This window comes from Streptomyces sp. NPDC018947, assembly GCF_044390505.1.
In the GTDB taxonomy this organism is placed as follows: domain Bacteria; phylum Actinomycetota; class Actinomycetes; order Streptomycetales; family Streptomycetaceae; genus Streptomyces.
This window is the reverse complement of record NZ_JBIRZD010000026.1, coordinates 21,245-47,170: the sequence shown is the minus strand read 5'-3', so window position 1 is coordinate 47,170 and position 25,926 is coordinate 21,245. Positions and strand designations below refer to the sequence as shown.

The following is a 25,926-nucleotide window of genomic DNA, read 5'->3' as shown; positions in this document are numbered from 1 at the left end:
CGCTTGATCAGGTGATGCGGTAGAGAGCGAGGACGCGGGGGCGTTCGGTGTGAGCTCGTCGTCCGGCGGCGGTGGTGATGTCCGCGAGGAAGCTGAGGTGGCGTTTGGCGAGGGCTTGCGGCAGACATGCGGGAACCTGTTCGCCGACACCGGTGGAGGGGAGGCGATCGGGAGTTGCACCGAACGATTTACAGTCCCGGCGGGCGGGGCTTGCTTGATGGTGTGGGCAGAGACCGAGAGGGTGGGGACATCAGTCGGAGGAAGGAGACGTCGAGTGGTGGATCTGTCCGACCTGTTCGGTGAAGGCTGGTGTGTGACGCTCGCTCATTTTGCGCCTGCTCAGGCGCTTGAGCGCATGGGCGTGAGCGATGTGACAGATGTCGATGATGGGCTGCAGCTGGCGACCGAGCGGCTGGAAGCCGACGGCACGCAGCCGGACGTGCTGCTGCTCGGACGCGAGCTTCGGGACGGCTGGTCGCTGATCGTGGAGCTGGAGGGCACCCAGGGCTGGGTGGGCATGGACCGTGCGGTGCTCGAGGCGGTGTCCGCGGGTGGGCGGGTGGCTGCTGCGGCTTTCGAGGACCCCAACCAGCTGATGGTCCACGTGGCGGCTGACGGCCAGGTGGTCTGCGAGCTGGATGCCATCACCGGGCGACTGCCCTACGCGGCCGCCGACACAGAACAAACGGTCGGGGACTTGCTGTCCTTGGGCTTCTCCCGCGGTGACGAGCCGACCGGTCAGGTGGCTGCGACGGACGCTGCTGGCCGCGTCATGCTGGCGCTGCGCGCGGTGACGGGCGTGGAGCTGCAGGAAGAGGACTTTGATGGTCCCTGGCTGGGCGGTCTGAGCGCGGCAGGCAGGTGACGCCGGCCGCAGGCGGTCTCATCACCCGCTGTTGCTGGCGAGTTCGGCCTGAAATGTCCTTGTGTTACCTATGAGCCCCCTTGGAACCTGGTGCCCGCGTTTGCCACGCCGGAAAGCGAGCTGACCGAGTGACCGCTGGTCGGCCAGAACCCGGCTGAATCAAGGGGGATTCTCAACGCATGTCGCTGAGCAAAACGTGGCGATGGAACACACTGATCGCGGCTGTGATGGCAGGGGCATTCGTGCTTCCGGCCCAGCTGGCCACAGCGCAGCCCGCCGCAGTCCCAACGCCCGTCGGAACCAAGGACGCGGCCACCGGCCCTGACCAGACCATCAGAATGAAGGTCGGCATCTCCCAGCAGGAACTGGCCGAGCTGCGCGCGCAGGGCCGCAAAGCCCGTGAACAGGGCCACAAGAGCCTCCCAGTTCCCGCGCCCACAACCCAGCCCGACAGAGCAGCACCGGCCAAGCCCGCCAAGAAGGCAGCCGCGCCGCTGACGGTCCTAGAAGCCGACCGCGCATCCAAGCAGACGGCCGCCGACAACGCCCGGCAGGCATCCCAAAGCCCTCAGACAGCCGCCGACCCGATCCCGACTCCCGAGCACGACCGCGGGTGGGTGCCGATCGGGGAGATGCCCCACGAGGACCGCTTGACCGCGTGCTTCGACGGCGACGCCGCCGACAAGGGCATCGGCCGGGTCTACAACCGCTTCACCTACTGTGCCAGGTGGAACCTCCAGGTCGAGTACTGGGAGATCGACAGCAAGGGCGTCCCGGTCGAGAAGGAAGGCACCACTAGCGCGGTGTGGAGGGTCTTCGGCCAGGGCGACGCCAAGGACCGCCGGGTGAGGATCTTCTCGCAGATCGAGAAGGACTCGGTGGACTACGACTGGGGCCCCATCGACAACATCTTCGTCGCTCCCGGCGTGCCGCTGAGCCTGATGGGCCAGTGCTCGCAGGACTTCGACGTCTGCGGGGCAGGCCCCGGCTCGTACACGATGCCCTGGGCGACGTGGGACAACAACCCGATCTGGGCCAACTGGGACATCTACAACCGCGAGCAGAACAGCGAAGGCCGCGACAAGATCTCCTACAACCAGTGGTACGTCGAGGCCTTCACCGACAACGAGGAATACACGACGCTGAACAGGGCGGAAACTCCGCCGCGGCTGGTGCGCTGCGACTCGGCAACCTACTTCAACAAGGGTAAGGCCAAGTACCCCAAGGCGTGCATCTTCAGCGAGGTCACCCCGCACCTGACCTACACCCGGGGCACCACCCACCACGCCGTGGCCGAGCACCTGTACATCGCTTTCAACCAGCCGCGCTCCACCTACCCGCTGCTGGCCCCTCCCGGGCAGCCGTGGCCGAGGGACAAGAAGATCCCCGGCAAGTACGACCCGGCCAACACGGACGCTCCCGGACTGCACCGCATCACCAAGAAGCTGCACCCGGACGAGACCAAGGCCAACAAGGACCACAAGGACGGCGCTTGCTTCAAGACCGGGCCGGAGCGCGACCTGTACCGGGACACGGGCCTGCCCAACGGAACCAACCCCGGTGAACAGTGCGACGAGTACCCCTTCGCCTCCACCCTTGAAGGGGCGGGCAACGCCAGTTGGGACTTCTCCGTGAAGTCAGTGCCGGCAAAGGACAACCGCGTCGCGGGCGGAATGCTGCGCGAGTACTACGTCGATGACCGGATGCTCGCCTGGGACAAGGGCTTGGACCGCCCCTCCGAGACCAACGACCGCTTCTACATGAAGATCGACTAACGCGGCAGCCTGCTCTGCAGAGGTACACGCACCCTCGGAGCTCCCCACGCCTCTTCAGCAGTGGGGAGCTCCTGAGTTCACGACACCTCAAAGCCCCCCCGGCGCGCTGGGTGCTTTTATCCACGCGGTTCAGGAGTCGACCGAGCCCATCCCGTTGACGCAGCCGTGACTGTGCGTGCTGAGCGCCATCACAGCGCCGGAGATCTCACCGGGTGTTCACCTCCCTCAGGAGCAGGGAGCGGGCCGGGGCCCTCCAGTCGGCCCTTGATTTCACCACCCGGCGAGGCTCCCGACCGGCACAGTTCATAGCGGCATCCGTCCACCGCTGCTGCACCGCCTGCCCCACCGGGTCAAGGAACACTGCCTCGAACCCGCCACCCTGGTCGGCGGCCGCTCCTGTGTTGGTCACCCGCGTCAGCCAAGCCGCTCCCGCCGACACAAGCCCCCGTTCTCAGACTTTCTGCCACGAACGAGTGCCGTATCAGCTACTGAGCTTTTCAGGGTGGGGTCGGTGGGTTGAGGCCCGTGGGGGTGAGACAGCCGTCGATCAGGTGGGGACGGAGGTGGATCCTTCGCAACTCGCGGCGGAGTGTGCGGTCGAGGTCGTCGGGTGTGTCGAAAGCGGTGTTGCCCATCGCCCTGCGCACGAGTGACCAGACGGCCTCGACGGGATTGAGGCCGGGTGCATACGGCGGAAGGCGGACGGTGGTGAGCCAGTCGTGCTCGATCTCGTAGCGTTTCAGCCCGGCGGTCAGATGGGTGTTGAGATTGGCCCAAACCACCACGATCGGCCCGCCGAGCTGGATGTGCGCGCGGACCAGGAGGTCGCGGTAGTCCTGCCAGGAGAAGCCCTTGCGTACGCCCTTGAGCAGGTCTGAGCGCGGGCCCGGTGGATGAGGCGGCTCTTCTCGCCGGGTTTGTAGCAGCACAGCGCGACTGGCACCTGCATACTGGCCGGATGGACGCCCGTCGGCCGTGCCTGAGCTGTGGCCACCGCGCGTTCCATCACCCACCAGCAGGCAGTGTGGAACGCAAACGCCTGATCGTCCGCAAAACCTCGGTCCGGTTCTTCGCGACTTTCAACCAGGTGGGAAGCCGCTCAACCAGACTCATCGGGGCCCAAGGCACAAGCTCTCCGCGCTCACGAAGCTTGGCCCCCACGTAGGCCTCCAGCAGATCGAGATGACCCACGTTATAGGCCCACAGGACGTGTCCACAGCAGCTCGTCTGCAACCACACTGGTCGCTGGAAGTAAGGATCGACAGGGCTGCCCACGACAGCAGAGTCGACCTTCCAATCCTTGAAGAAGCTGCACCCCGTGCACCGGAGCCGCCGATGGAGATCCAGGCTCCCGGAGCCGGCAGCCTTCTCATCTGCTGGGATCTCGGGGTGAGGCGTGACACTGGCGCACCCATCACACCGAGGACAGTGCACCAGAACCTCATCGAGGAAGTCATATCCGTACTTGCGTTCGCGCCGATCGCGAAACCGGTCGCCGAACGCCTCTACATTCCCGCTCACTCGACTAGCCTGCCAGAACCCGACTCGCTGTTCGGCAGGCACCCATCTCGCTCGTCGTGGGCACCGACGGACTGCTGCACCCGCAGCAGCAGGGGCCCCTGTACTGAGCGGGTCACTGGAGCAGGATCATCTTGCGGAGTAGTTCGAACGCCCCGATAGCCAGCGCCAAGGGTCACGATGGTCCGGCCGATGGCGTCCTTCGCTCCGGATAGCTTCCATGCCTTGCAGTCGTTGCGGTTCCCTGGGACCGGCCGGCCGACGGCGACGACCAGGCGAGTGTCGGCGTCGATGACGCCCTGGTGGTTGGTGGAGAACTGTAGTTCTTCGACTGCTCGGCGATCGTATGGTCCCGGGTGGGGACCAGGGTGCCGTCGACGATCAGCACCGTGTCCTTCTGGAACCTCGTGCGAGGCCGCAGGGCGAGCAATGGCCCGAGGTGGGCGATGATCCGGTCCGCGGCGGACTTGGAGATCCCGAACAACGGGGCCAACTGCCGCAGGGTGAGTTTCGTCCGCCAGTACGCGGCCACCAGCAGGAATCTGTCTTCCAGCGGCAGGCCCCAGGGCCGGCCTCTGCTGACCGGGTCGGCGCCCTTCCCCCTGCAACGCGGTCACGAGCTTCGTGAACTGTCGTGGGCTCAGCCCGGTGAACGGGGCTATCCAGGAGAGTTCCGACGCTGTAATCACACCAGCCACGGCGAGATCGTCTCACCTTGATCATGCTTCAGGGCCCGCAGTCTCTGGCGGGAGGTATCTCGATCGCCCGGACGGCTTCCGCGTGAGATCCTCCGCCCGTGGCTACGGAGACCGAGGTGGGGGAGCTGTTGCACCAGCGCGGCTGGCGGACGGCATTCACGATCGCTGAAAGGGTGAACGCGTGGGCCGCCCTGGTGAGCGTCATCGAGCGCGGCTACGGCGACGGCATCTACCAGTACACCAACGACCTCTACTGCCGGAACTGGCTGCACGAGGCATGGCTCCTGCTGGACGAACACATCGTCCAGCTCTGGACCTCGCGGATCAGATCTCTGGACGACCGGTACAGGGCCGCGACCGTCAATGACGATGGCCAAGCGCTCGACCAGTTCCACCGACTGCCCGGCCCCGACCTGTGGTGGTGGCGGCGACACCCGCGCATCCTCACCGGAGACCTCGGGCGTTCGCTTCGCTCGGCCGGTGCCATCGGCACCGACCCTGACGCAGCATGACCCTCAGCCTCGTGGGATCACGGGACAAGTCTTAGCGAGGCGGGTTACAGGTTGAGCGGAAACTACTTGCTTCCTCCGCGCAAGTGACTCAGAGGATTAGGTGTCATCGAAGGAAAGAAAGTCGCTCATCGTCTAGTTGTGGAGAGGGTCCACGGTGATTACAAGTCGCATTGCCGCTAAGCTCGAAGGGCAGTACGGGGCTGAAGCGAGTTCGGTTTCCTCCCTGCTGGGAGAAGCTGAGGACAGGGTTTTTCATGAAGCTGCGGAGGAAAAGATAACGGCCGCAGTTGTAATTCTGGCGGACGGGAGTGTGGACAAACTTTTCGATGCGATTGAGCTGATGGAGACTGATTGGCGTGACTTGCTCATAGCGGCGGAGCTTGCGCACGCTGATTGGCCGTCAAGGCTGGATGATATTTTTGGCGCGAGCTAGAGGTTGTCCCGTATGCGGTGCGGGTTGGCCGGTGAAGGCCAGGTTATGGAGTCGAGCGATACCGAGGACCGCACTGGCCCGCCTTGCCCCACAAGCCCCTTGGGGAACGGCCATGACTCCTCGGGGTCCCGGGGCGCGCTGCAGGGAGCCGGTGAGGAAGGAAGCTGCTTCGCTGCCGTGCGGCACGCCGTCCCCGCCGTGGGGGAGGGCGTGCCGCATGGTGCGGTGCCGGTGTGGTTCACCGGCACCGCCCGAGGCTGTCAGCGGCGGCCGTCGTGACGCTGGTGGCCCCAGGACTCGGAGTCGATGAACCGGCCGCGGTCGTTGCGGAGGGTCGCCGTGTCCGAGTCGTTGTTCCACACGTAGTGGCGGCGGTCCTGGTAGACGTCGGTACGGGTGTCGTGTCCCCGGCCGGTGTGGACGCGGACGGTGGAGCGGCCTTCCAGGCGGTAGTCGTGGAAGGTGTAGCGGTGGCCGGCCTCGTCCCTGAGTGTCCAGCCGTCGAGGTCGACCGCGCGGCGGGTGTTGTTGGTGATCTCCACCCACTCCGCGTTCAAGGACCGGTTGGAGCGGTCGTCACGGCCCGGAGAGTCGTACTGGACGTCGCTGATCTCCACGTTCGGGCGCGGCGCCCGGTGGTGGTCGGCCGCGGTGGCCGGCACCGCGAGGGCCGCGGTCAGCGCCCCGACGGCGAGAGCGGCGGCGGTCAGACGGCGGGCGGTGAAGGACTTCGACACAGGGTCCCCCTGCTCGGTACGGGCACCCCAGCCGCACGGCATCGTCCGTGGCCGGTGGTGCGTGGTGCGTGCGCTGCCGGTCGGCCGCGCAGCCACACCCTGCCCACCCGGCGACCGGCACGCGGAGACGACGTGAACCCTGTTACCGCCCCCCCATCCCACCGTGACACTCGCCTGCAACATCCGACACCGCCTGTCCAGCCGCGTCCTCGACCACACCGTCGTGCCCCTGGCGGCGTTCGAACTGAGCGCGGGCTTCGGCTATGGCGCGTTGCCAGCTGCGTTCGGCGCCGCCGTGCTCGCGTGCGAGGCGTGCGGTCAGGCCGCGCCGGTATCCGCCGGCCTGCCGGAGCTCGGCGAGGACTATGGCGACAGCTTGGTCGCGCCAGGCCCGGCCGTGCCCGCCGCCCTGGTTGTCCCGGCCGTCTCCCGGGCGCCGCCCCGCTGCTCCGAGGCGGCCGGTGCCGACTTCCGTCTTCCATGCGGTCCAGAACGCTTCGACGGCTTCCTGCGCGTAGTAGTGGGTGCAGTTCACGATGCACGCCACCGGCGGGAACCGGCGGTGCTCGGGATAGCGCTCGTGCTGGCCGGCCCAGCAGTTCACCGTGGCTGCCGACGCTCTGGTGTACTTCTGTTCTCCCCACTGCCGGGGCTACTCCTTTTCACGCGAGGTCCTTGGAATGGGGCATTGGAGCCGCTGGCTGTCCTTCTCGTCCGTGCGACGAGAGTCGGTTGCTTAAGATGGCTGTCTGTCACTGTTTCTGGTACTCGACCGCGCATCGCCACCCATACTGCTGTGGTGGACACCATTCGCCATGCCGAGTTGGATACGCGCCCGGAACGTCCCCAGGCAACGACCTGGGAGACGTACGCAACCTCCCTTGTCTCTCGGTGGAAGCATTTGCTGGCGAGCTCGCCCAGTGAGCGACAGGTGCAGAAGTTCTTGGAGCTCCACCCCTGTCTGCTTCCTGGCGCGGCAGGCAATGTCGGGCCTGGAGGGCATCACGGGCCCTCATTCAGCGCGATGATCAGACAGCCTCCGCTGCAGGGGCTCGGCCCGACTCGTGTACCCGACTTCATGTGGGTGAGACTCGACACAGGTGCTGTTCGGCCTATCTGCATCGAGATCGAGAGTCCTGAGAAAGCGTGGTTCAACCCAAGTACGAGGACACCGACCGCCTCCTTGACCCAGGCGATCGATCAGCTGACTGAGTGGAAGGTCTGGTTCGACTCTCCAGAGAACCAGCTCACTTTCGCCAAGACGTACGTTGCTCCCCAGTACGTGAACCGTCCCATCGAGCCGCAGTTCGTCCTCGTGTATGGACGCGACGCCGAGTTCCGTGCGGCATCGTCTCCGCACACCGACTTCAGCTACATGAGGCGGAAGCGTGACCACATGCTGCGGAGCCACGAGCACTACTTCACGTACGACCAGCTGACTGCCGAGCAGGAGGCTGGCGACTACGCAACCCTCACCCGCGAGGTCGATGGGTGGCGTCTCGACTCGCTACCGCCCACCTTCACGACCGGCCTCAGCATGACGGACCTGGCTGTGGTTATCAAAGACCCATCACCGGTGCTGTCTCGCACGGATCTCATGAGTGAGGAGAGGAGGGCGTACATCGCCGAGCGCTGGAAGTACTGGCGACAAGTAGCTCTCTCGGAGCACACCTACTTCATGCCGGTCGGTCGGGAGTAACCCCCGAAGCAGGGTGTCTCAGTTCGCGTGTTCCTCGCTAACCGGATGATCCTGAAGATAGCGACAAAACCCTTCTTCTCGGTGAGCCGCTCCAGGATGGCCGTGTGCGTCCCGTGCCGGCGACAATCCGTTCGACCTGCCTCCCCGGTGCCGCTCGCGCTGGTAGAACGGTTCGGCGGCGAAAAATGCCGATCGGTAGGTACGTGGCCGCCCTGCCCTTCATCCTGAGACACATGACGTCCAGTGACCCCGCCTCGGCACACTCGCAGCCATCGATCACGACGGTGACGCGGCACGACATCTTCAGCTATCTGCGCAAGATATCGAGCCCCTGGTGGGGGAAACTGGACGAGGTCACGTTCCTGGAGGGCCTCTACGACCTGGACCGACCTGCGTCCGAGAACGGCCGGCTCCCGACTGTCCGCGCTGACATCCAGCAGCACCGGATCAACAACGACGACTTGGACGACGACTGGATCTTTGAGGATCCCCGGTTGGAGCTCTCCGACGGGCCGGACGAGGTGCTGCTCGCCTTCCTTGCGCGAACCGTCCATCCCGAGGTCGCGGCTGGTGTCGAGGAGGCGATGAAGCAGGTTGAGGAGCTGAACCGGCTGCTGGCACCGGACGGGTGGGGCCTGCGTTCGTACGAGTTCCTCTCGGGCCGCCCTGTCTACACGCCGGTCCGGCTTCCGCCCACGGGACCGCTGGTCCCGCTGCCGCTGAACGACGACGACACGGGCAAGCTCGATCTGGTCCTCGGGCAGACTTACAGCCTTCTGGACTGCGCCGGCGAGGCGCCCGCGCGTGACCTGTTACGCACGGCTGTCCTGACCCTGCGCCGCGACGGCGGCTTCTTCCACCCCATGCCTGGTGACGGTTGGACGGCGGACACCTACGCGGCGGTCCTGACCGTGGAGCGCGAACTCCAGCCCACCTGCACCCCGGAGACGGAGGAGGCGATCTGGCGGACACTGCAGCCCCTGCTCGGCCAGCTCGGACGCACCGACGTTCAGAACCTTGTGGTCGAAGGCGATACCCGGCCATTGCCCAACATCTCCCCGGACTGGCGGACCGAGGCTGCGGCACCCGCTACCCCCATCGTTCGCGGTCTCCGCCTCTCCTTCTCCACTACCGAGTTCGACGTCACCCGCAGGGACTTTGCCGATCTGGAGATCCGTGCCTCGCAGGACAGCAACGGGTTTCACTACCTCTACGACACCCGCGCATGCCGGATGATCACCGACTTCGTCCTCGACGACCGGCCCAGGGTAGCCACCCTGTGCAATGTCACCATCATCAAGAAGGACGGCATCTTCACGCCGAGGATCAAGCTGTGGAAGAAGGACAAGAAGAAGGCGGGGGAGGTCTCCGCCACGCAGACGGTGCCCGACACCGTGGCCACCCGGTCCGTCAAAGCGCTCGTCGACACCGGGGATGTCCACGAGAACTTCTGGAAGGTCATCAACTTTCTCCAGGGCTGCGCCGGGCTGAGCACGCCCGGCGGCTCCCTCCAGCTCATGGCCGGAGACGGAGTCCAGCTGGCCCAGCTGCTGACCGGCCAGGACCGAACGATGGTTCTCGGTGCGGTCAGGACCGCGATCGGCGGCGGGCTCACCGAGGAGGACATCCGGCTGATCAGCAACCGCAGAGAGCAGCTCCAGAAGTTCAAGCGGCTGCTGGACGATCCGGACTACTTCCAGCTGGAGGAGAGCCGTGCGACGACGCGCGGGGCGGAGGCGGTCTGGCAGGCCTTCTTCGAGGCGAACCAGTGGATCTTCGGCTACGGGCTCAACCTCATCGCCTGCGAATCCATCGACGACGGCAAACTGGAACGCATCACCACCGGTGCCAACATATTCGGCGGAGCAGGGAAACGCATCGACGCCATCATGCGTTCCAAGGGCCTGATCAGCAGCATGCTCTTCTGCGAAATCAAGACCCACGACACGGAGCTGCTCGCCAAGACCCCATACCGTGCGGGCGTTTACCAGGCATCGAAAGAACTGGGCGGCGGAGTGGCGCAGGTGCAGAAGACGGTCAGCAAGGCCCAGCAACTCATCTCCCGCGAGTTCCTCACCCGCATCTACGACGACGACGGCACCCCGACCGGCGTCGAACTCTCCACCACCCGGCCCCGGCAGGTGGTGGTGATCGGGAGCCTGCGCGAGTTCACCGATAACGGCGCCGTGAACCCGGAGAAGATCAACTCCTTCGAGCTATACCGGACATCGATCCAGGACGTCGAGATCATCACGTTCGACGAGCTCTACCAGCGGGCGTGCTTCATCGTCGAAGATCGCTAAGGCTCCCATCCACCTGCCTGGTTGGCCTGTGGGTGTGTCCAGTACGTACGGCGGTCCGCGTGTGGTGACCGTCGTACGGGGGTGAGCCGCTGGTGGCTCCGGCTTGGACCGGGACCACCAGGTCTGAGGATGTGGGATCAGCGGGTGCGCCGGGTCAGCGCTGCTGGATCCACCAGACGATCCACGCGGTGCCGCTCGCGCCCACGGCGCCGGCGGAGCCGCGGACGATGCCGTGGCCCGCCGTACGGGCGAGTCGCAGGACCCGTACGGATACTCTCCTGCGGGGCGTGTCATGTGCGGAGGGGGCCGTATGAGTCTGGCAGACCGGCTGAGCAAGGCCAAAGACCTGCTTATCGGTGACGAGCCTTTCGCGGAACTTCCCGACGTCATCGGCTACCAGGACATCGTCCATCAGTGGGATCGAGGCTACCGTGCGACGCTGGAACGCCTGATCCGCTCCGGCGACACTGGCCCCAGGGGGGCCCAGATCCACGATTTCCCCAAGAACGAGACCGCGGTTAGGCCGCTCGCTCACTTCGACCCGCGTGACCGGATCATCTACGAGGCCATGGTCTACCGCATCGCTCCCCGGATCGACCGGCAGCTTCACCCCTACGTCTACGGCTACAAGTGGTGGCACCGCATGGCCCGGCCCGTACCGTGGTCGGCCTGCTGGGGACGGATGAAGGAGAGCACCCGCAAGACCCTGCGCCTCAATCCCGCGCTGCGCATCGCGCACACCGACGTCTCCGCCTTCTACGAGCACATCGACATCGGATCCCTCGTCGAGAGCCTGTACGACCTGGACGGCGACGAGAGCCCGGGCGAGGATCTGGCGGCCTTCTTAAATCGCTTCCAGTCCATCACCGACGCCCGCGGACTGCCCCAGGGCCCAAACGCCTCTGGCATCCTCGCGAACCTGGTCCTGATGCCGATAGACGCGTTTCTGGCGCGGGCGTCGCTCCCGTTCGCGCGCTACTCGGACGACATCCGCATCTTCCACCGGGATCGAACGGCCCTGCGTGATGTGCTCATAGAGATCACCCGGCTTCTGCGCGGGATGGGTCTGACCATCGCCGCAGCCAAGACCCGGATTCTGGACCCGGAAGAGGGCCTGGCCGAAGAGCTCGACACCCGCTACAGCTCCCTGAAATATGCCGTCAAGAACGGGATCCCCGGATCACGGGACAAGATCAGGGAAGAGTTCGAGTCCTTGGACAAGGAAGGCACGTTCAGCGGCACGAAGACCCGATTCGTCCTGAATCGCATGAGCGAGCTCGGCGATGACTACGCAGTCAGTTGGTGTCTGGAAAGCCTGGAGCGCACCCCCCACGCCGTCACCGAGGTCTTTCGCTACCTCGCCGTCACCGGCCGTTCGCGGGAGCGCGAGATCACCGGCCGTCTGGCACGGTTCATCGACCGGGGGGCCAGTGCGTCATTCCCCTTCACCGAACAGCGCATCCTGCGCTATTTCCTGAGCACGCAGGACAGCCCAGCGAAGACGAAAGAGGCCGCGTGGATGGTCCTGGAAGACCGCAACCGCCAGGACTACTCACGCGAGGTCGCCGCCCGCTGCGCCGGGAGGCATGCCTCCCTCGCCGAGTCCCGTATCCTTCGCAACCGTTTTGAGCGCGAGCAGATACCCGCTGTGCGGAGGGCGCTACTCGTGGGCCTGTACGAGTCCGGGCATCTGACGAGCGACTACCTCAGCGAGGTCAAGGACGCCTACGCGCATCTTCTGTGGACTTGCACATTCCTGGCCACCGAACCCAACATAGCCCTCCCTAAGATCGGATGATCATGCCCCAGCCGTTCCAGCAGATCGACACCGTGCGCGCCGAACTGGAGCGCATCAAGGGCAACTGCCTCTACACCGCACAGGGCTACTTCGAGGCCGCGAAGAACGCCGAACTGTGGGGGCGGCTGATGGTCTTCATCCCGGCCTGCATCACCGCCATGGCCGGACTGCTCGACGCCATAGGCATCAAGGGGCCATTCAGCGCGGTCGCAGCCGTCGCTGGCTCCGTTGCCGCCACTGCCTCCTTCCTCGGCTCCCAGAAGAACGCCGCGGATTATCTGGCCTCCGCGCGGGCCTACACCGCGCTCAAGCACCGGGTGGATTCCGAACTCGGCCTCTTGGCGCCCGACGCCGATCCTGCGGACCTGTCTGTGAGGGCCCGGGAGCTGAACGCCGACTACATCAGGATCACTGCCAACGACATCCCGTTGCCGAACCGGTTCTTCGACCAGGCCAGCAAGCGGATAGAGCAAGGCGCAGCTGAGTAACTCCAACGTCACCGCCGCAGGCCTGCACCGATCACCGGCGCGGGCCTACGGTGTTCTCACCCGGTGACGGTCAACCTCGCGGCTTCAACTCAGGCCCACTGCACTCCCAGCTCTCGCAGGGCGTCAAGTTGCTCGCCGGTGAGTTTGTCGCGTCTGGCACGTGTGTTGGAGACCCATACGCCGAGCTTCGTCTCGGTCCCGTCGGGCAGAACCTCGATCGCTTTCCGCGGGATGGGCCGCTGGACGCCTTCTCGCTCGACCCACTGTGTGAGGGCGGCCAGCCCGCGCTGGAACGCCCGCTGCGCCTTGGGCGGCCCCTTTGCCGGGCCCTTGGCCGTGGGGGCGGGGGGCGGCGCCTGGGCGGGTTGCACGCCCAGCTTGGTCAGCCGTTCCTGCTGTTCGGGCGACAGCTGTTTCCAGGTGGCTGGCTGGGTCTGCCGTTGGAGCCATCGTCCGATGTCGTCGCCGTCCATGAGGACGCCGGGGGCGATGTCGGGCAGTACTCCGCCGGGTTCGTCGGCGGCGAGGTGGGCGAGGTGGCGGTAGTGGCGTTGCCAGTCCAGTGGCCAGGGGCAGTCCCAGTCCGGGTCAATCGAGGTCAGCTGCGCGGCCCGTGTCTCCGCGCGTTCGGGGTTCTTGCCGAGACCGTCCTTGCGACGCAGGTTCGCCAGAAGCTGCCCCACCGGTACGAGGCCCTCGGTCTCGCTCTCGCCCCAGACGGCGTCCTGGCGGGGTGCGAGGTGCCCGGTGGCGCGCCGGTAGGACCGGAGCACGGCGAGCTTGGTCTCCCAGGCTTCTTCGCTGGGCTCCCAGACCATGCCTGCCTCGGGGGCGTCGAGGAGCTTCTTGCGGCGCGGTTCGAGTTCCCCGGCCCGTAGCGCTTTCCGCTGTTGGTGCACCCATCGCCCCAGCGGAAAGGCCTTGGTCGCCCCTACTTCCGTCTCTACGTCATACGGGACGGCGTAGAGGCCGGTGATCTCGTTCTCCTTCCGCCAGCGCAGCAGGGCCCGATAGCCCTCGAGCCAGACCAGCGACTCCGGCTGGTAGACCCGGGTGCGCAGGAACGCCGCGATGGTTGCCGCGTCCCGGGGGGAGGAGAAGTGGAGCAGGGCTGACTCGGCAGCAGCGTCGGTGTCGCCCTGCTCCTCGTCCTCACTCCCGATCTCCCCGCTGGTTGCGATGATCCGCCCGTCCTCGTCGCGTTGGATGTGGGTCTTGCGTTTGCCGCTGGTGAGGGCGCGGGAGGCGAGCTGTTCGACCAGGCGCTCGTCATGCGAGCGCAGGCCTTGGAGGACGGCGACGAGCGGCTTGAAGCTCGCGGAGGCGACCATGTCGGTGGGGTCTTCGCCGGGCTCGAGGATGACGGGCACGATGATGCGAGCGACCTTGGTGGAGCCGTCCTTGTTCAGCCGGAGCGCGCGGCCGATGTTCTGCACGATCTCGACCTGCGATCCGCGGGTGTCGGCGAAGCACACGGCTTCGACTCCTCGCTCGCCGGTGATGTCGACGCCTTCCCCGAGCACGCGGCAGCTCGCGAGGAACGCCCGGTGGACCCGGCGGCCGGCCGCGTCGATGCCGTTGGCGAACTGGCGCAGGACCTCGCGTCGTTCGGTGACGAGGTGGTCGCCGCACAGCCACGCGGACCACACCCGCTCCGGCGGCACGTGCCGGCCGGCTTCCAGCTCGTAGAAGGCCGCGCCGATCGACGACGCGGGTAGCTCGCCCGCGGCCGCCAGATCCTCGGCCGACATCTCGGTCGCGTACAGCGCGGCTGCAGTCTGCGGGAGCTTCTCCGCGAACGTGGCGGCCTCCTCGACCCTCTGGTGGAACGTCATGACCGTACGCAGGTTGTACGCCGCGGCGTGCTCCAGCAGCGCGGTCTGCAGCAGCGCCAGGCGCCGGCCACGCCGCGCCTCCTCCGACTCCCCGACGATGGGGGAGGGGTCGCGGATCTCCAGGACGTCGATCTCGAACCCGGCGAGGATGCCCCACTCGATGGCCTCCGACAGCCCCAGTTCGGCGCCGGGAAGCCACGCCCCGAAGGTGCCGTCCGGGTCGTCGGCCATGCTCGCGAGCTCCACCTCCTGGCCCTCCACGCCCCTTCGCGGCTGGGGCGCGGCGAGGATGCGTGGGGTGGCGGTGAGGTAGAGCCGGTAGTCGGCGGGGATCCGCTGGTTGTCGTGGATCGCCGCCCACGGCCGACCAAGATCACCCGCGGTTGAGTGGGCTTCGTCCACGATGGCGAGATCGAATGGGGCCATCTGCTGGCCGTAGAGCCGCTCCCCGCCCGTCAGGGCGGCTTCCAGCGGCCCGCGAACCGTCTGCCGGCCCGTCGGGTCCTCTGGGTCCTCTCGGTCCACGAGGGACGCGTACGTGGCGAACACAACCACGGGCCCGGTTCCCGCCCACAGGGCGAGCTGGATCGGATTCGTGGTGGTGCGCACCCCGAGCTCGTTGAGGACCGGGTCGTTCTCCAGCGAGCACACCGCCACCATCGGGCCGCGGTGGCCCACCAGGCGCCACGCCTGGGCGGTCTGTGCGAGCAGGTCCAGGGTGGGCACGGTCACGAGGATCCGCCCGCCCGGGAAGCATTCCAAGGCGCTTGCTGCAGCCGTGATCGTCTTTCCGGATCCGGTCGCGGACACGATCGTGCCCCGGGCTCCCTGTGGGGGCACAGACGATCTTGCAAAAAATCGGGCCCATTCCCGAATGGCCGTTTTCTGGGTCACCTGATGTTCCCGGAGGCTGATCACAGAACTCATCCTTTTGTTTTCCCGGGTGACATCAGGTGCCTCCACCACGACCCCGAAGAGGTTGCGGACGCGCCAGAGGCAGAGGCAGAGGCAGAGGCGGGGCGGGGGTAGGGATACCGGTCGATCCCGCCGTGTGCGGGCAGTTCGTCCTCGAAGTCGCAGGCGGCTACGGCTTTGAAGCCGGCACGCCACAGCGCTTCGAGCACAGAGGTGACGGCCTGCACCACCTCGTTGGGCGCTCCTGCCCGGGTCTCGCACTCCAGCACGGTCGGCCACTGAAGGAAGTCGGAGGGGTGGGCGTGCCGGCCGGTGGCGTAGTCGTTGTGCTCGCCGGTCACGTGCACCGGCCCGACGGTCACTTCTGGACCGTTGTTCTGGAGGCCGAGGGTGTCTCGAAGCCGGCCCATGATCCGCGGGGCGGACACGGCGTCCACGTAGATCGAGGCGTCGCTGTACGGGGAGTCCGGGCCGAGGGGCGAAGGCGCGCGATCATTCATCACACGCACTGCCTGGAGTTTCCGCCGGTGTCGGGGGCAAGGAAGCGCGATGCGTTCACCGGCCGAAGCGGCCCTTCCTGGGAGGTTCGGCAGGGACCAGCTCCTGCACGTGGACGAGTTCGGCCACGCGGACGTTCAGGTGCTCGGTGTACGTGGTCGGTGACTTGTCGCCCTTGCTCCAGGACGACTCGGTCAGTTCCACCAGCCAGCTCGTCGGTGACGTGCGGAAGACCAGCCGGCCGCATGGGCTGGAAGCGGTACGGCCCCACGGGGGACGGGTACGAGCGGTCTCCTCAGCGCGGGCAAGGGCCTCCTCCTCTCCGCCTTCGACGGAGATCTTGTCCAGCAGGCTCCACTCCCCGTACTTGACCCGCTCCACCAGCACGTACCAGCCCACAGTCCCGTTCCTCCCCAAGTCGACGACCACCACGCGCTCAGCTCGACCGGTATCCAGGTCATCAGCCGCTGCCTGCATAAAAGTACCGGGGCTGACGAGCGACCCGGAGGACCAGCACACTGAGCGCATGCTTTATGAGGAGAGAACCAAGCTCACGGCCGTGAGAACCCTGATCCCGCTGGCCGTCCTTGTCGCCTCCCCAGTACTGCTGATAGCAGGAGCACCGATTCGCCGCCGCTATCTCCGCTACGTCTACCGCGATGAGGCCCCGCAGGTCCTAGACAAGAGGCGAGGGTGGGTCAGCGTCCACTACTTCGTGGTCACCGACCCACTCCTGCAGTGGCTCTGCTGGCCCACAGAATCACTCGCCCGTCTCATCGAGCGGCGAGGTTGAACGACAAGTTGAGCTTGAGTTTTAACCTCCGCGCCCGTGCGGAGGAGGCTGTCGTAGCTCCCTGGCAGACCGCCCGCCATGGATTCCGAAGCGTTCTGGCGTGTGCTCGAGGCCGCCTAAGGACAGCGCCAAGCCGCTCGACGTGGCCGTCGTCGACCATCTGTCGGCCGTGCCCGCGGAAGAGATCCTCGCCTTCGAGCACCGCTTCTCCCGTCTGCGCGATGCGGTCTACCGCTGGGACGTATGGGCGGCCGCCTACCTCATTGGCCGGGGCTGCTCCGATGACCGGTTCAGCGACTTCACGGCGGGTCTGGTGGCGCTCGGACGTGAGTGGTACGAACGGGCAGCTGCCTGCCCGGACGCACTCGCCGAGCATCCTGCCGTGCGTATCGCGGCCGCCGCCGGGGACCAGGACGTCATCTTCGATGAAATCCAGGGCATATGAGCGACTGATCGGTGACTCGGACGCCTTTTGGGAGGCCAGGGAGGCATGGGAGGCCTACACCGACGCTCGCGCCACGACCGAAGAGGAGGACGGCAAAGGCATGGGCGAGTCGTTCGACTTTGGAGATGCCCAGCAGATGCGCAGGCGTCTGCCGCGGCTGGCCGCGCTCCATCTCGGTTCTGGACCAGGCTGACTGACACGGGGGCCCGCAGGTTCCGGAACCTCCGTGTGACGGTCGCCGTCTCGCCGGTGTCTCATAACCCAGGCGACGGCCGATCACGGCACGACGAGCCGGGTGTCGGTATCGATGACGACCTGGTGGTTGGTGGAGTAGCGGTAGTTCTTCGAGCGCTCGGCGATGCTGTGGTCGGGGGTGGGAACCAAGGTGCCGTCCACGATCAGCACGGCATCCTTGCGGAACCACTGGCGCTGGCGCAGAGCGAGGGTGGGCCCGTGGTGGGCGATGATGCGGTCGGCAGCCGACTTCGAGGTCCCGAACAGCGGAGCGAGCTGGCGCAGGGTGAGGTTGGTTCGCCAGTACGCGATGACGAGCAGCACGCGGTCCTCCAGCGGTACCCCCATGGTCGTCCCTTGCGTGCTGGGGCTACCTCTTCCTTCCGCAGAGCGGTGATGAGAACGCTGAACTGCTGCGGGCTCAGCCCGGTGAAAGGGCTTATCCAGCGGGGCTCTGATGCCGTGATCACGCCGGTCACGGCGAGATCATCTCCGAGTATGGCGGCGCCGTGTGGAGCTACGAGATCTCGGGGTATTGGGGGCGCTTCCGCTTGAGCTTGGCCATGTCACTGAGATCGATGCCGGTGGCCTTGGCGTACTGCCTGGACCAGTCGGCGACGGCCTGCCGGAAGAGGTAGCCGGGGTGAGGGGCAACTGGTTCCTCGCCGCGGTTTCGCAGCTTGGCGGCAGCTGCCCGCTCCAGTTCCTGATCACCGCACTGACGAGCCAGAAGGATGGCCTTCGCCAGCCGTCCCGGCTCGTTGTTGGCTGGTGTGAACGACCAGACACCGTCCCGGTGGATGTGGGTGTCCGCCAGGAGCAGCAGTCCCAGGTCGTGGGGGTCGCGGACGAAGCGCAGGGAGGGCAGCCCGTGGCGAGTGACGCCGGCGGCGATCTCAGAGGGGAGCAGGGCGCTGCCCGCCGGCCAGGGATAGCAGGCGGCCGGAGGGATGCTGGACGGACTTGCGTCGCCGGACGGCGCGGGGTGGTCGATCCGGATGCCCACGCCACCGAAGCCGTCCATCTGCTCACAAAGATCGATGTACTCCGTGTAGACCACCCAGCCGAAGGCCGACCGACCGTAGCGGTCCTTCCACATCGAAAGCGTGGTGCACAGGCTTCCTCGGACGAACGTCAGCTTGCCACCATCGACACTGACAGGAGCCGTTCCGAGCAGCTCGACGAACTGATCGGCCATCCTTCTTACCGTCCAGGGGCGCGTCACGACGGCATGGTAGGCGCTACCCGCAGGGGCCAGACCACCAGAGCTCCTGTCAGACCGCCCATCATCCGTAGATCATTTACGGGACAGCCCTTTAGCCCTGCGCAGCGGGCGGACGCGGACGCGGACGCTCCGAAGTCGGCCACCGAACCACCTGCCCCGCTCCGCAGTGCAGCGCCGCGGCCGACAGCCCGCTGACCCACCCGGGACGCGCAGCCCCGGCCTCACCCCGGGGCGATGCGAAGACCTGTCTTGCATCTGCTCACTGTGGATTGATGCCGCAGCGGCGAGAATGCAGCCCATGGCTGATGGGGTTGCGGCGACCGCACTGTGGACGCTCGTGGAAGAAACAGAGATCGAGGCACTCACGGGAGGCCCATCCGACATGCAGCGCTTCATCGTCGGCGGGGCGACCGTGGTGCTGGGCACGTCGGGGAGCGTGATCATCACGGCGGCGGGTGACGCGCTGGGGGACAGCGGAGTGTGGAGCGCGGAGGAAGTCCGTCTGGTCGGTGAGGCGCCCGCGCCGGTGACCAAGCCGCTGCTGGGCTGGTCGGTCACACGGTCCGCCGTAGACTTCGACACCCCGACAGAGCAAGCTGGCGCGTCGTCAAGTTGATGCGCCGGTACGCCGCGACCAGAAGACCCGGTCCGCCAGGGACAGGCTCACGGTCGGCCCTTGCGGACTGCGTCCGCATCCTTGCGCCGCAGCACGGTCACCGACTTCCGAAGGTGCGCGGACTCAGCCCGGTGAACGGGGCTGTCCAGAATGGGTCCGACGCCGTGATCACACCGGCCATGCCGGGACCATCGCACCGGCCCGGAGTGCCGCCCCCAGCATCCTTTCCCGCCTCAGCGGAACTCCTGTGCCCTCTCGTAGGCGACCAGTTCTTCTGCATTGCCGATGAAGGCCGGGCCGCAGTGTGGTGGCAGGTGATCGATGACCATCGCTATTGCAGCTTGTGCGCTGTCCGTCTCGGCGATTCGAGGGCTGGTCCGGCTCGGCCCTTCGACGTAGTACCGGCCGTCTCGCAGTGTGCCGATGTAGGGAATGTCCCAGGTGTAGCGGCTCTCCGTGCACCTGCTGAAGTGCAGCTCCCACATACCGGTCCAGGGGTAGAGCTGACGAAGCAGCGGCACGGCATGCGCCACCAGCACCAGCTCGGCAAACGGAGCGAAGAGTGGCGACTCTTCGGGTTGGCGAGATTCGCCCGCAGTGGTCAGGATCTTGTGCCAGGCTGCTTCGACTGTATTGGTCATCCCGTGATTGTGCAGGTCTGCTGCCCGACCATCGAAGATCACGTCCGGTAGATCACGGTCTGATGGCCGACAGGAACTCAGCGATCAGGAGTGGGATTACCCGCTCCGCTCGTACCGCCGGCCATGACTGAGAGTTGTTCCGCAGTGTCGGGTCCGCTCCTTCCCGGCGTAACGCGGTGATCAGCTTGTGGAAGCCGCGCGGGCGCAGCCCACTGAACGGGGCTTTCCAGGAAGGCTCGGACGCCGTGTTCACACCAGCCACTGCGTGATCACGGCATCACGCCGGCTGAGGATGGGGGGTCGCCCTCTTTGCCGTGGAGATCGCGGTCAAAAGGGCGGTTCGCTGTTGCAGCCGCCCGCCCACGGATCCGAGTCTTGCTCGTCAGGCAGCAACACGGTGTCTTCTCCCCACGACTTGAGACCGCGGCGGGCAATGAAGCGATACGAACGGTTGTCGCTGGAGACCAACACATCACGGACCAGTGGGGTAACAAGGGCACGCTGCTGAACAAGGTCCGGGGCGTCCAGGAGCGAAACAGCCGCAGCAATGGCCGCTTCCCGAACAGCCAGGTCGGGAGCGTGGAGGAAAGCTGAGACATCCTGGAAGAGCCCGGGACGCAGTGCCCGGATCTGGACGGACTCTGGATACTCCTCCAGGCAAAACCCCACGCCTGCCATGTGGGCCTCTGCCTCGCTGTCGACCTCGATGGCCACCGACGTCACCCAGTCCAGCAAGGCAGCGCGCAGCGCAAGGGCTCGGCCGTCACAGTCGACCACAACGGTGTCCGTGCGCGGGTCGCCGAGGATCGCCGCTACATAGACTGCCGCAGGCACGGTCGCGGAGTAGATCGTGTTCTGGTGATGCAGCGGGTCGTTGAGGTGCCGCAACGCCCTGGCCTGTGTGCCTGGGTCGTCCGCCAACAGTCCGGCCAGCAGGGCAGGGGTTTCCGCGGCCGGCCCATGGGCATGTTCGAGCGAAGCCCAATTGTTCCCCGCCAGCAGATCCCATGGGTCTGGCAGCACCTCGTCCACATCCGTGATCGTCACACATCGAGTATGGCTGTTGCTCCCACGCTTGCCCCTGCCACCTCATGTGCATGGCAGGACAATCCTTGGTCGGGCGAGGATGTATGACCGGCGGGTCATCAACGGGATGGTCTACAAGATCAGCAACCGACTGCCGTGGCGTGACCTGCCCGACCGCTACGGTCCATGGCAAACGGTCTACACCCGCTTCCGTCGCTACAGCGTTGCGCGGTGTCTTCACCCAGGTACTCCAACAGATCCATGCCCAGGCTGATGCAGCCGGCGACATCGACTGGCTCGTCGGAATCGACTCCACCACCGTGCGAGCTCACCAGCATGCCGCCGCCACCGGCCGAAATGGGGGATGCGTCGGCCGGGCGAACCGGACGATCAGGCCCTCGGCCGATCACGCGGAGGCCTGACCACCAAGAGCCACCTCGCCTGAGCGGCCGAAGCTGGCCCTGTCCCTCCTGATCACTCCCGGCCAACGCCATGACGGCATCTCGCTGCTGAAATGCATCCGCGTGCCGCGCCTCGGTCCCGGGCCGCTCGCGCTGCTGACCCGGGCACGTCTTCGCAGGCAAGGGGTACGGCTCTCGTGAATTCGGCGCCTACCTGTGAAAACGCGGGATCGGCCACACCATCGCCGAGAAGGCCGACGCCTGGGGCCGGACTTGTTGCGCGAGGCTGGGTGGTGGTTGTGGCGGACAGGGAGTTGCGTGCCTTTGTCGCCCGAGCCCGCGGCGGCCTCTGGCCTTTCTCCAGACGTGAATCCTGGCCCGGGTGGGGATGCGGCGGGTCCGGCGCATTGGTGGTCGTGATGACAATCGGGCTTCGGTGGTGATCTTGTCGTATCCGATCCGTATCTGAAACGTGATCCTTCATACAACCCTTGGTAAACGTCGGGTTCCTCACATGGCCTTCGTGATCTTGAGAGCGGTGTTGTCCCTTTTACCGCCCGTTGACGTAGCGCTCTGTTGAGGGGTTAGTTACTCCCGGCAATCTTTGTGAACGTTGTGGGTGGGGTGTGGCGGGGATGTGGACCCGATTGCGGGGCGGGCGAGCCGTGGTGTCCGGACGGGGCAGTCATGCCGGGCGTCCGGATAGCGGGCTGTCCGGGAGCCGGGCGGCGGGTGTGACCGCGGTGGTGTGTGCGGCGGTCATGGCTGCTCTGCTGCCGGGCCCGGTGGCTTACGCAGCCGATGAGGAGCCGCCGCCCGCGGTGCCGCTGACGGAGGGGCAGAAGGCGCTCGAGCAGGCGCAGGAGTCCGGTCAGCGGGTCGAGGTGACGGGCCAGCGCACCGAGAACACGACGGTGTTCGCGAACCCGGACGGCTACACGTTCACACTCGAGGAGTCGTCGGTTCCGGTGCGGGTCGCGGCGCCGGGTGGTGGCTGGCAGAAGCCGGACGCGACGCTGGTGCAGCGGGCGGACGGCACGGTGGCCCCGAAGGGCGCCGCGGTGCAGATGGCGTTCTCCGGCGGCGGTGTTGATGCGCCGCTCGCGCGGATCGAGGACGATGGCCGCTCGCTGGCGCTGGACTGGCCGGGCACCCTGCCCGCTCCGCGCCTGGAGGGGCCGAGCGCGGTGTATCCGGAGGTCCTGCAGGGCGTGGACCTGCAGGTCACCGCGACACCGGAGAGCTTCCAGCCCGTCCTCGTGGTGAAGACCCCCGAAGCGGCAGCCAGTGAGGAACTGAAGAAGCTGACCTTCGGGCTGGAGACCCACAACCTTGCCGTGCGGGAAGGCGCCGCGGGGAACCTGGCAGCGGTCGACGGCAACGGGACGACGGTCTTCAAGGCCCCGCCGGCCCGGATGTGGGACTCCGCCGGCCAGAACCCCACCGGCGGCACCCAGACCCAGCTGATGACCGCGACCACCGACGACCCCGCACCCGGCGCCACGGGCGAGCCGTCGGACCCCGCGGAGTCGGCACCGTCGGGGTCGGGTCTGGAACCGGGCCAGGGCGACACGGTGACCCGGATGGACGTCGAGGTCGGCCACGACTCGCTGTCCGTCATCCCGGACGCGGACATGCTCACCTCCACCGCACCATCCGCGTTCCCGGTCTTCATCGACCCGACCGTGACCTGGGGCGAGTCGGAGCGCACACTGCTGCGCAGCGACGGCTACGAGTCCTACGGCTGGGGCAACGGCGACGACGGCCTGGGCAAGGGCGTGGGCAAGTGCGGCACCTGGAACGGCTACTACTGCGGGCCGGGCTATGTGCAGCGCCTGTACTTCGAGTTCTCGCCCTCCAGCCTCGCGGGCAAGAAGGTCCTGGACGCCACCTTCCGGGTGACCGAGCCCTGGGCGTTCCAGTGCGAACCGCGCCTGGTGGACCTGGTGCGCACCAACAACATCTCCTCCTCGACCACGTGGTCCACGCGCCCGACGGAACTGGACTGGATGGTCGACCGGTCGGTGTCGGCCGGCCGCGGGTCGCTGTGTGACCCCGACTCGCCGGACGCGCCGATCGAGTTCAACGACAACCCCGAGGAACCCAACGAGAACCTCACCCCGACCGTGCGGGACTTCGCGGCCGGCAAGTTCTCCCGGCTGACCCTGCAGCTCCGCGCGAACAACGAGTCCGACACGGCCGCCTGGAAGCGGTTCAAGGACGACGCGGTCCTCGCGGTGGACTTCGTGGGTCTTCCGGACAAGCCCACCGGATTCGGCGTGGTGACGGGCTCGGGCACCGTCTGCGAGAGGAACGAGTCCGCACCGGCCATCATCTCGGACCCGACCCCGACGCTACGGGCCTATGCGCAGACCAAGGCGGGCGGAGAGAAGGACGCCCAGCTGCGGGTCGACTTCGACATCGATCACAAGAACGCCGACGGCAGCTGGTCGGACACCTACGCCGGCAACGGCTCGATCCGGCCCTCCACCGGGTACATCGGCGACGGGCAGTCCGCCACCCTGGACTGGTCGCCCCTGACCGACGGCAAACTGTATCGCCACCAGGCGTACACGCTCTCCTACCACAATGGCACGGGCATGTACGGCCCCTCGACAGGCTGGTGCTACTTCAAGATCGACTCCACCGCGCCCAAGGCCCCGCAGGTCACCATCGCCAGCCCGTACACCAAGTGCACCAGCGACGCCTGCGTCGCCGGCGGCGGACCCGGGGTGACAGCCACATTCACGTTCAAGCCTGCCACGGGGGATACGAACGCTGCCTACCAGTACAAGCTGTCCTCGACCGCGACGTGGTCCGCCGAGCTGACAGGCGCCACCGCCACGGCCCAGGTCACACCCACCCGCGGAGGCCTGTACCGCCTGTACGTGCGGGCCAAGGACAGCCTCGGCTGGGGCGAGCAGTCCGTGACCGACTTCCTCGTGGACTCCGGAGAGGCCCCGGTCGGCCGCTACCACTTCGACGAAGCCTCCGGGAACGCGGTCGACTCCGCCACCGTCGACGGCCGCGACGACGCGGCCCTGTACGGGCAAGCGGCACGGGACGACCACGGCCGCCGCGGCGTGATCACCCACGACACCCAGGACAACCCACTCCCGGCCCCCGTCACGGACAAGGGCCTGGCCCTGAACGGAACCACCGGCTACGCCGCCACCAGTACACCGGTGGTGGACACCCGCGCCTCCTACACGGTCTCCGCCTGGGCCATGCTCAAGCCGGGCGTAGCACGCAACCAGACGGTCCTGGGCCAGGACGGCGCCTTCTACAGCGGCTTCTACCTCACCTACCGCGAGGAGGACAAGACGTGGACGCTGAGCACCTCGCCCCGGGACGCCGCGGACGGCAACATCGGTGACCAGAAGGTGACGGCGACTCAGCCGGCCGCACGCGGGGTGTGGACGCACCTCGCGGCCGTCTACGACGCCTCGAAGAAGCAGATCAGACTGTACGTGAACGGCCGACTGCAGGGCAGCGACACGGTGTCCGAAGCCTGGGCAGCAGAAGGCGGGCTGCAGATCGGCCGCGTGCTGTGGCGCGACACCTACACCGACTACTTCGCCGGCTCCATCGATGAGGTCACCGTCTGGCAGGAAGCCCTGACCGGCGACCTCATCGCCGACGACGCCCGGTTGATGAACTCACCGAACCGCGCGGCGGTGGAACTGGTTGCGGACTGGTCGGCCGACCGCGGCAGCGGCGCCACCGTCCCCGACACCACCTCCGGCTACGGCCGCTCCTTGACACTGTCCGGCGGAGCGGTCCTGGACGGCGAGGCGATCGTGTTCGACGGCACGGACGACGCGGCCGCGACCGTGGGACCGGTGGTCGACGACACCGGATCGTTCACCGTCACGACCCTGGCCGCCCTCGACTCGGACAAGCTCCTGGCCAAGCCGGTCGGCTACGCCGGCCAGGTCCTGGGCCAGCGCGCTACCGACGGCTCGGCCTGGGGCATCTGGTTCGAGCGGACCGGCAGCACCATCGTGTTCGACGAGGAGACTCTGGAGGACAAGACCGTTCCGGAGGGGTTCTGGCGCTTCGGCCGTCTGAATGCCGACGGCACGTTCAGCGCGGTCGCTTCCAGGGAGGCAGCGATGCTGGACGGCATGGTCCGGCTCACCGGTGTCTTCGAGGCGGGAACGGGAACGATCAGCCTCTACCTGAGCCGTGACATCAACGGGGAGCCGCAGGCGTTCACAGCGAAGGCCGGCTCGGGGGAGTTCACCCTGGGCAAGGGCTTCTCCAAGGACGCCTGGCGGCACTTCCTGCCCGCCAGTGTGGCCGAGGCACGTGTCTGGACCGGTGCGATGGCCACCGCGGAACAGGTCGGCGACATCGTGGGCGACTGACGAGGCATCCGGTGAGGACAGCCGCGTCGGCGGCTGTCCTCACCGCAGGGAAAAGCAGCAGACCCTGCGGGCTGCGACAAGCGTGCGGAACTTTTCGTGAC

At 66.8% G+C, this 25,926-nt stretch carries 21 protein-coding genes and 4 pseudogenes; 12 read left to right on the top strand and 13 right to left on the bottom strand.

The genetic code is table 11. The features are described 5' to 3' along the window. Nucleotides 1-277: 277 nt before the first annotated feature. Together ACH499_RS33635 and ACH499_RS33630 are read left to right on the top strand one after the other, a co-directional pair. Nucleotides 278-865, top strand: coding sequence for a DUF6461 domain-containing protein (locus tag ACH499_RS33635; protein WP_399020772.1), 588 nt, complete (start codon nt 278-280; stop codon nt 863-865). A gap of 338 nt (nt 866-1,203) precedes the next feature. After that, nucleotides 1,204-2,640, top strand: a complete 1,437-nt coding sequence (locus tag ACH499_RS33630) for a NucA/NucB deoxyribonuclease domain-containing protein (RefSeq protein ID WP_399020770.1) — start codon at nt 1,204-1,206, stop codon at nt 2,638-2,640. 497 nt (nt 2,641-3,137) lie between these two features. Here ACH499_RS33630 and ACH499_RS33625 read toward each other — a convergent pair whose 3' ends face one another. Next, nucleotides 3,138-3,569, bottom strand: coding sequence for a transposase (locus ACH499_RS33625; protein ID WP_399020768.1), 432 nt, complete (start codon nt 3,567-3,569; stop codon nt 3,138-3,140). A 741-nt stretch (nt 3,570-4,310) separates the two neighbouring features. Continuing rightward, nucleotides 4,311-4,856, bottom strand: a pseudogene (locus ACH499_RS33620) (transposase family protein); the annotation flags it as partial. A 98-nt stretch (nt 4,857-4,954) separates the two neighbouring features. On the opposite strand from ACH499_RS33620, the gene ACH499_RS33615 reads away from it, so the two are divergent. Both ACH499_RS33615 and ACH499_RS33610 read left to right on the top strand, forming a co-directional pair. Next, on the top strand, nt 4,955-5,368 hold the full coding sequence (locus ACH499_RS33615; protein WP_399020766.1) for a hypothetical protein: 414 nt from the start codon (nt 4,955-4,957) through the stop codon (nt 5,366-5,368). 154 nt (nt 5,369-5,522) lie between these two features. Then, on the top strand, nt 5,523-5,801 hold the full coding sequence (locus ACH499_RS33610; RefSeq protein WP_399020764.1) for a hypothetical protein: 279 nt from the start codon (nt 5,523-5,525) through the stop codon (nt 5,799-5,801). A 260-nt stretch (nt 5,802-6,061) separates the two neighbouring features. Here ACH499_RS33610 and ACH499_RS33605 read toward each other — a convergent pair whose 3' ends face one another. Then, entirely contained in the window at nt 6,062-6,580 is a 519-nt protein-coding gene (locus ACH499_RS33605) for a lamin tail domain-containing protein (protein WP_399020787.1), read from the bottom strand. A 100-nt stretch (nt 6,581-6,680) separates the two neighbouring features. Next, nucleotides 6,681-7,142, bottom strand: coding sequence for a hypothetical protein (locus tag ACH499_RS33600; protein ID WP_399020762.1), 462 nt, complete (start codon nt 7,140-7,142; stop codon nt 6,681-6,683). Nucleotides 7,143-7,469: 327 nt separating this feature from the next. Between ACH499_RS33600 and ACH499_RS33595 the strand changes: the two genes are divergently transcribed. The 4 genes from ACH499_RS33595 to ACH499_RS33580 all read left to right on the top strand — a co-directional run bounded on the left by ACH499_RS33595 (nt 7,470) and on the right by ACH499_RS33580 (nt 12,826). Further along, nucleotides 7,470-8,237: a Shedu anti-phage system protein SduA domain-containing protein gene (locus ACH499_RS33595; protein ID WP_399020760.1), complete on the top strand. Its 768-nt coding sequence runs from the start codon at nt 7,470-7,472 to the stop codon at nt 8,235-8,237. A 233-nt stretch (nt 8,238-8,470) separates the two neighbouring features. Then, nucleotides 8,471-10,540 carry a Shedu anti-phage system protein SduA domain-containing protein gene (locus tag ACH499_RS33590; protein ID WP_399020758.1) on the top strand — a complete coding sequence of 690 codons (2,070 nt, stop codon included), beginning with the start codon at nt 8,471-8,473 and terminating at the stop codon, nt 10,538-10,540. Between the two features lie 310 nt (nt 10,541-10,850). After that, nucleotides 10,851-12,338, top strand: a complete 1,488-nt coding sequence (locus ACH499_RS33585) for an RNA-directed DNA polymerase (protein WP_399020756.1) — start codon at nt 10,851-10,853, stop codon at nt 12,336-12,338. Further along, on the top strand, nt 12,335-12,826 hold the full coding sequence (locus ACH499_RS33580; RefSeq protein ID WP_399020754.1) for a hypothetical protein: 492 nt from the start codon (nt 12,335-12,337) through the stop codon (nt 12,824-12,826). Before ACH499_RS33585 ends, ACH499_RS33580 begins: the two co-directional genes overlap by 4 nt. 89 nt (nt 12,827-12,915) lie before the next feature. Here the strand turns inward: ACH499_RS33580 and ACH499_RS33575 are convergent, their stop codons facing one another. Genes ACH499_RS33575 through ACH499_RS33565 form a run of 3 tightly spaced genes read right to left on the bottom strand, consistent with a single transcriptional unit; the run spans nt 12,916 to nt 16,473 of the window. Further along, a complete protein-coding gene (locus ACH499_RS33575; RefSeq protein WP_399020752.1) occupies nt 12,916-15,588 on the bottom strand; it encodes a Helicase associated domain protein in 2,673 nt (890 codons plus the stop codon). Then, entirely contained in the window at nt 15,585-16,076 is a 492-nt protein-coding gene (locus ACH499_RS33570) for a hypothetical protein (RefSeq protein WP_399020750.1), read from the bottom strand. The genes ACH499_RS33575 and ACH499_RS33570 overlap by 4 nt, the downstream gene beginning before the upstream one ends. Before the next feature lie 55 nt (nt 16,077-16,131). Then, nucleotides 16,132-16,473 carry a hypothetical protein gene (locus tag ACH499_RS33565; RefSeq protein WP_399020747.1) on the bottom strand — a complete coding sequence of 114 codons (342 nt, stop codon included), beginning with the start codon at nt 16,471-16,473 and terminating at the stop codon, nt 16,132-16,134. Between the two features lie 127 nt (nt 16,474-16,600). On the opposite strand from ACH499_RS33565, the gene ACH499_RS33560 reads away from it, so the two are divergent. Continuing rightward, nucleotides 16,601-16,867 (top strand): hypothetical protein, encoded by a 267-nt coding sequence (locus ACH499_RS33560; RefSeq protein WP_399020746.1) that lies wholly within the window; start codon nt 16,601-16,603, stop codon nt 16,865-16,867. Nucleotides 16,868-17,009: 142 nt separating this feature from the next. Continuing rightward, nucleotides 17,010-17,312 (top strand): DUF4240 domain-containing protein, encoded by a 303-nt coding sequence (locus tag ACH499_RS33555; RefSeq protein ID WP_399020744.1) that lies wholly within the window; start codon nt 17,010-17,012, stop codon nt 17,310-17,312. Nucleotides 17,313-17,594: 282 nt separating this feature from the next. On the opposite strand, the pseudogene ACH499_RS33550 reads toward ACH499_RS33555, so the two are convergent. The 6 genes and pseudogenes from ACH499_RS33550 to ACH499_RS33525 all read right to left on the bottom strand — a co-directional run. After that, nucleotides 17,595-18,025: pseudogene (locus ACH499_RS33550) on the bottom strand (transposase family protein); the annotation flags it as partial. Nucleotides 18,026-18,063: 38 nt separating this feature from the next. Further along, the gene (locus tag ACH499_RS33545) at nt 18,064-18,744 is read right to left on the bottom strand and encodes a hypothetical protein (protein WP_399020742.1); all 681 of its coding nucleotides are present in this window, start codon (nt 18,742-18,744) and stop codon (nt 18,064-18,066) included. A gap of 576 nt (nt 18,745-19,320) precedes the next feature. Beyond that, nucleotides 19,321-19,568, bottom strand: a pseudogene (locus tag ACH499_RS33540) (IS5/IS1182 family transposase); the annotation flags it as partial. Between the two features lie 52 nt (nt 19,569-19,620). Beyond that, on the bottom strand, nt 19,621-20,028 hold the full coding sequence (locus ACH499_RS33535; protein ID WP_399020740.1) for a DUF6193 family natural product biosynthesis protein: 408 nt from the start codon (nt 20,026-20,028) through the stop codon (nt 19,621-19,623). A gap of 118 nt (nt 20,029-20,146) precedes the next feature. Beyond that, nucleotides 20,147-20,290, bottom strand: a pseudogene (locus ACH499_RS33530) (IS5/IS1182 family transposase); the annotation flags it as partial. Between the two features lie 65 nt (nt 20,291-20,355). After that, nucleotides 20,356-21,075: a hypothetical protein gene (locus ACH499_RS33525; RefSeq protein ID WP_399020738.1), complete on the bottom strand. Its 720-nt coding sequence runs from the start codon at nt 21,073-21,075 to the stop codon at nt 20,356-20,358. Between ACH499_RS33525 and ACH499_RS33520 the strand changes: the two genes are divergently transcribed. Beyond that, a complete protein-coding gene (locus ACH499_RS33520; protein WP_399020736.1) occupies nt 21,065-21,328 on the top strand; it encodes a transposase in 264 nt (87 codons plus the stop codon). The genes ACH499_RS33525 and ACH499_RS33520 overlap by 11 nt on opposite strands. Before the next feature lie 888 nt (nt 21,329-22,216). Further along, the gene (locus ACH499_RS33515; protein WP_399020734.1) at nt 22,217-25,825 is read left to right on the top strand and encodes a LamG domain-containing protein; all 3,609 of its coding nucleotides are present in this window, start codon (nt 22,217-22,219) and stop codon (nt 25,823-25,825) included. Nucleotides 25,826-25,926 lie beyond the last annotated feature (101 nt).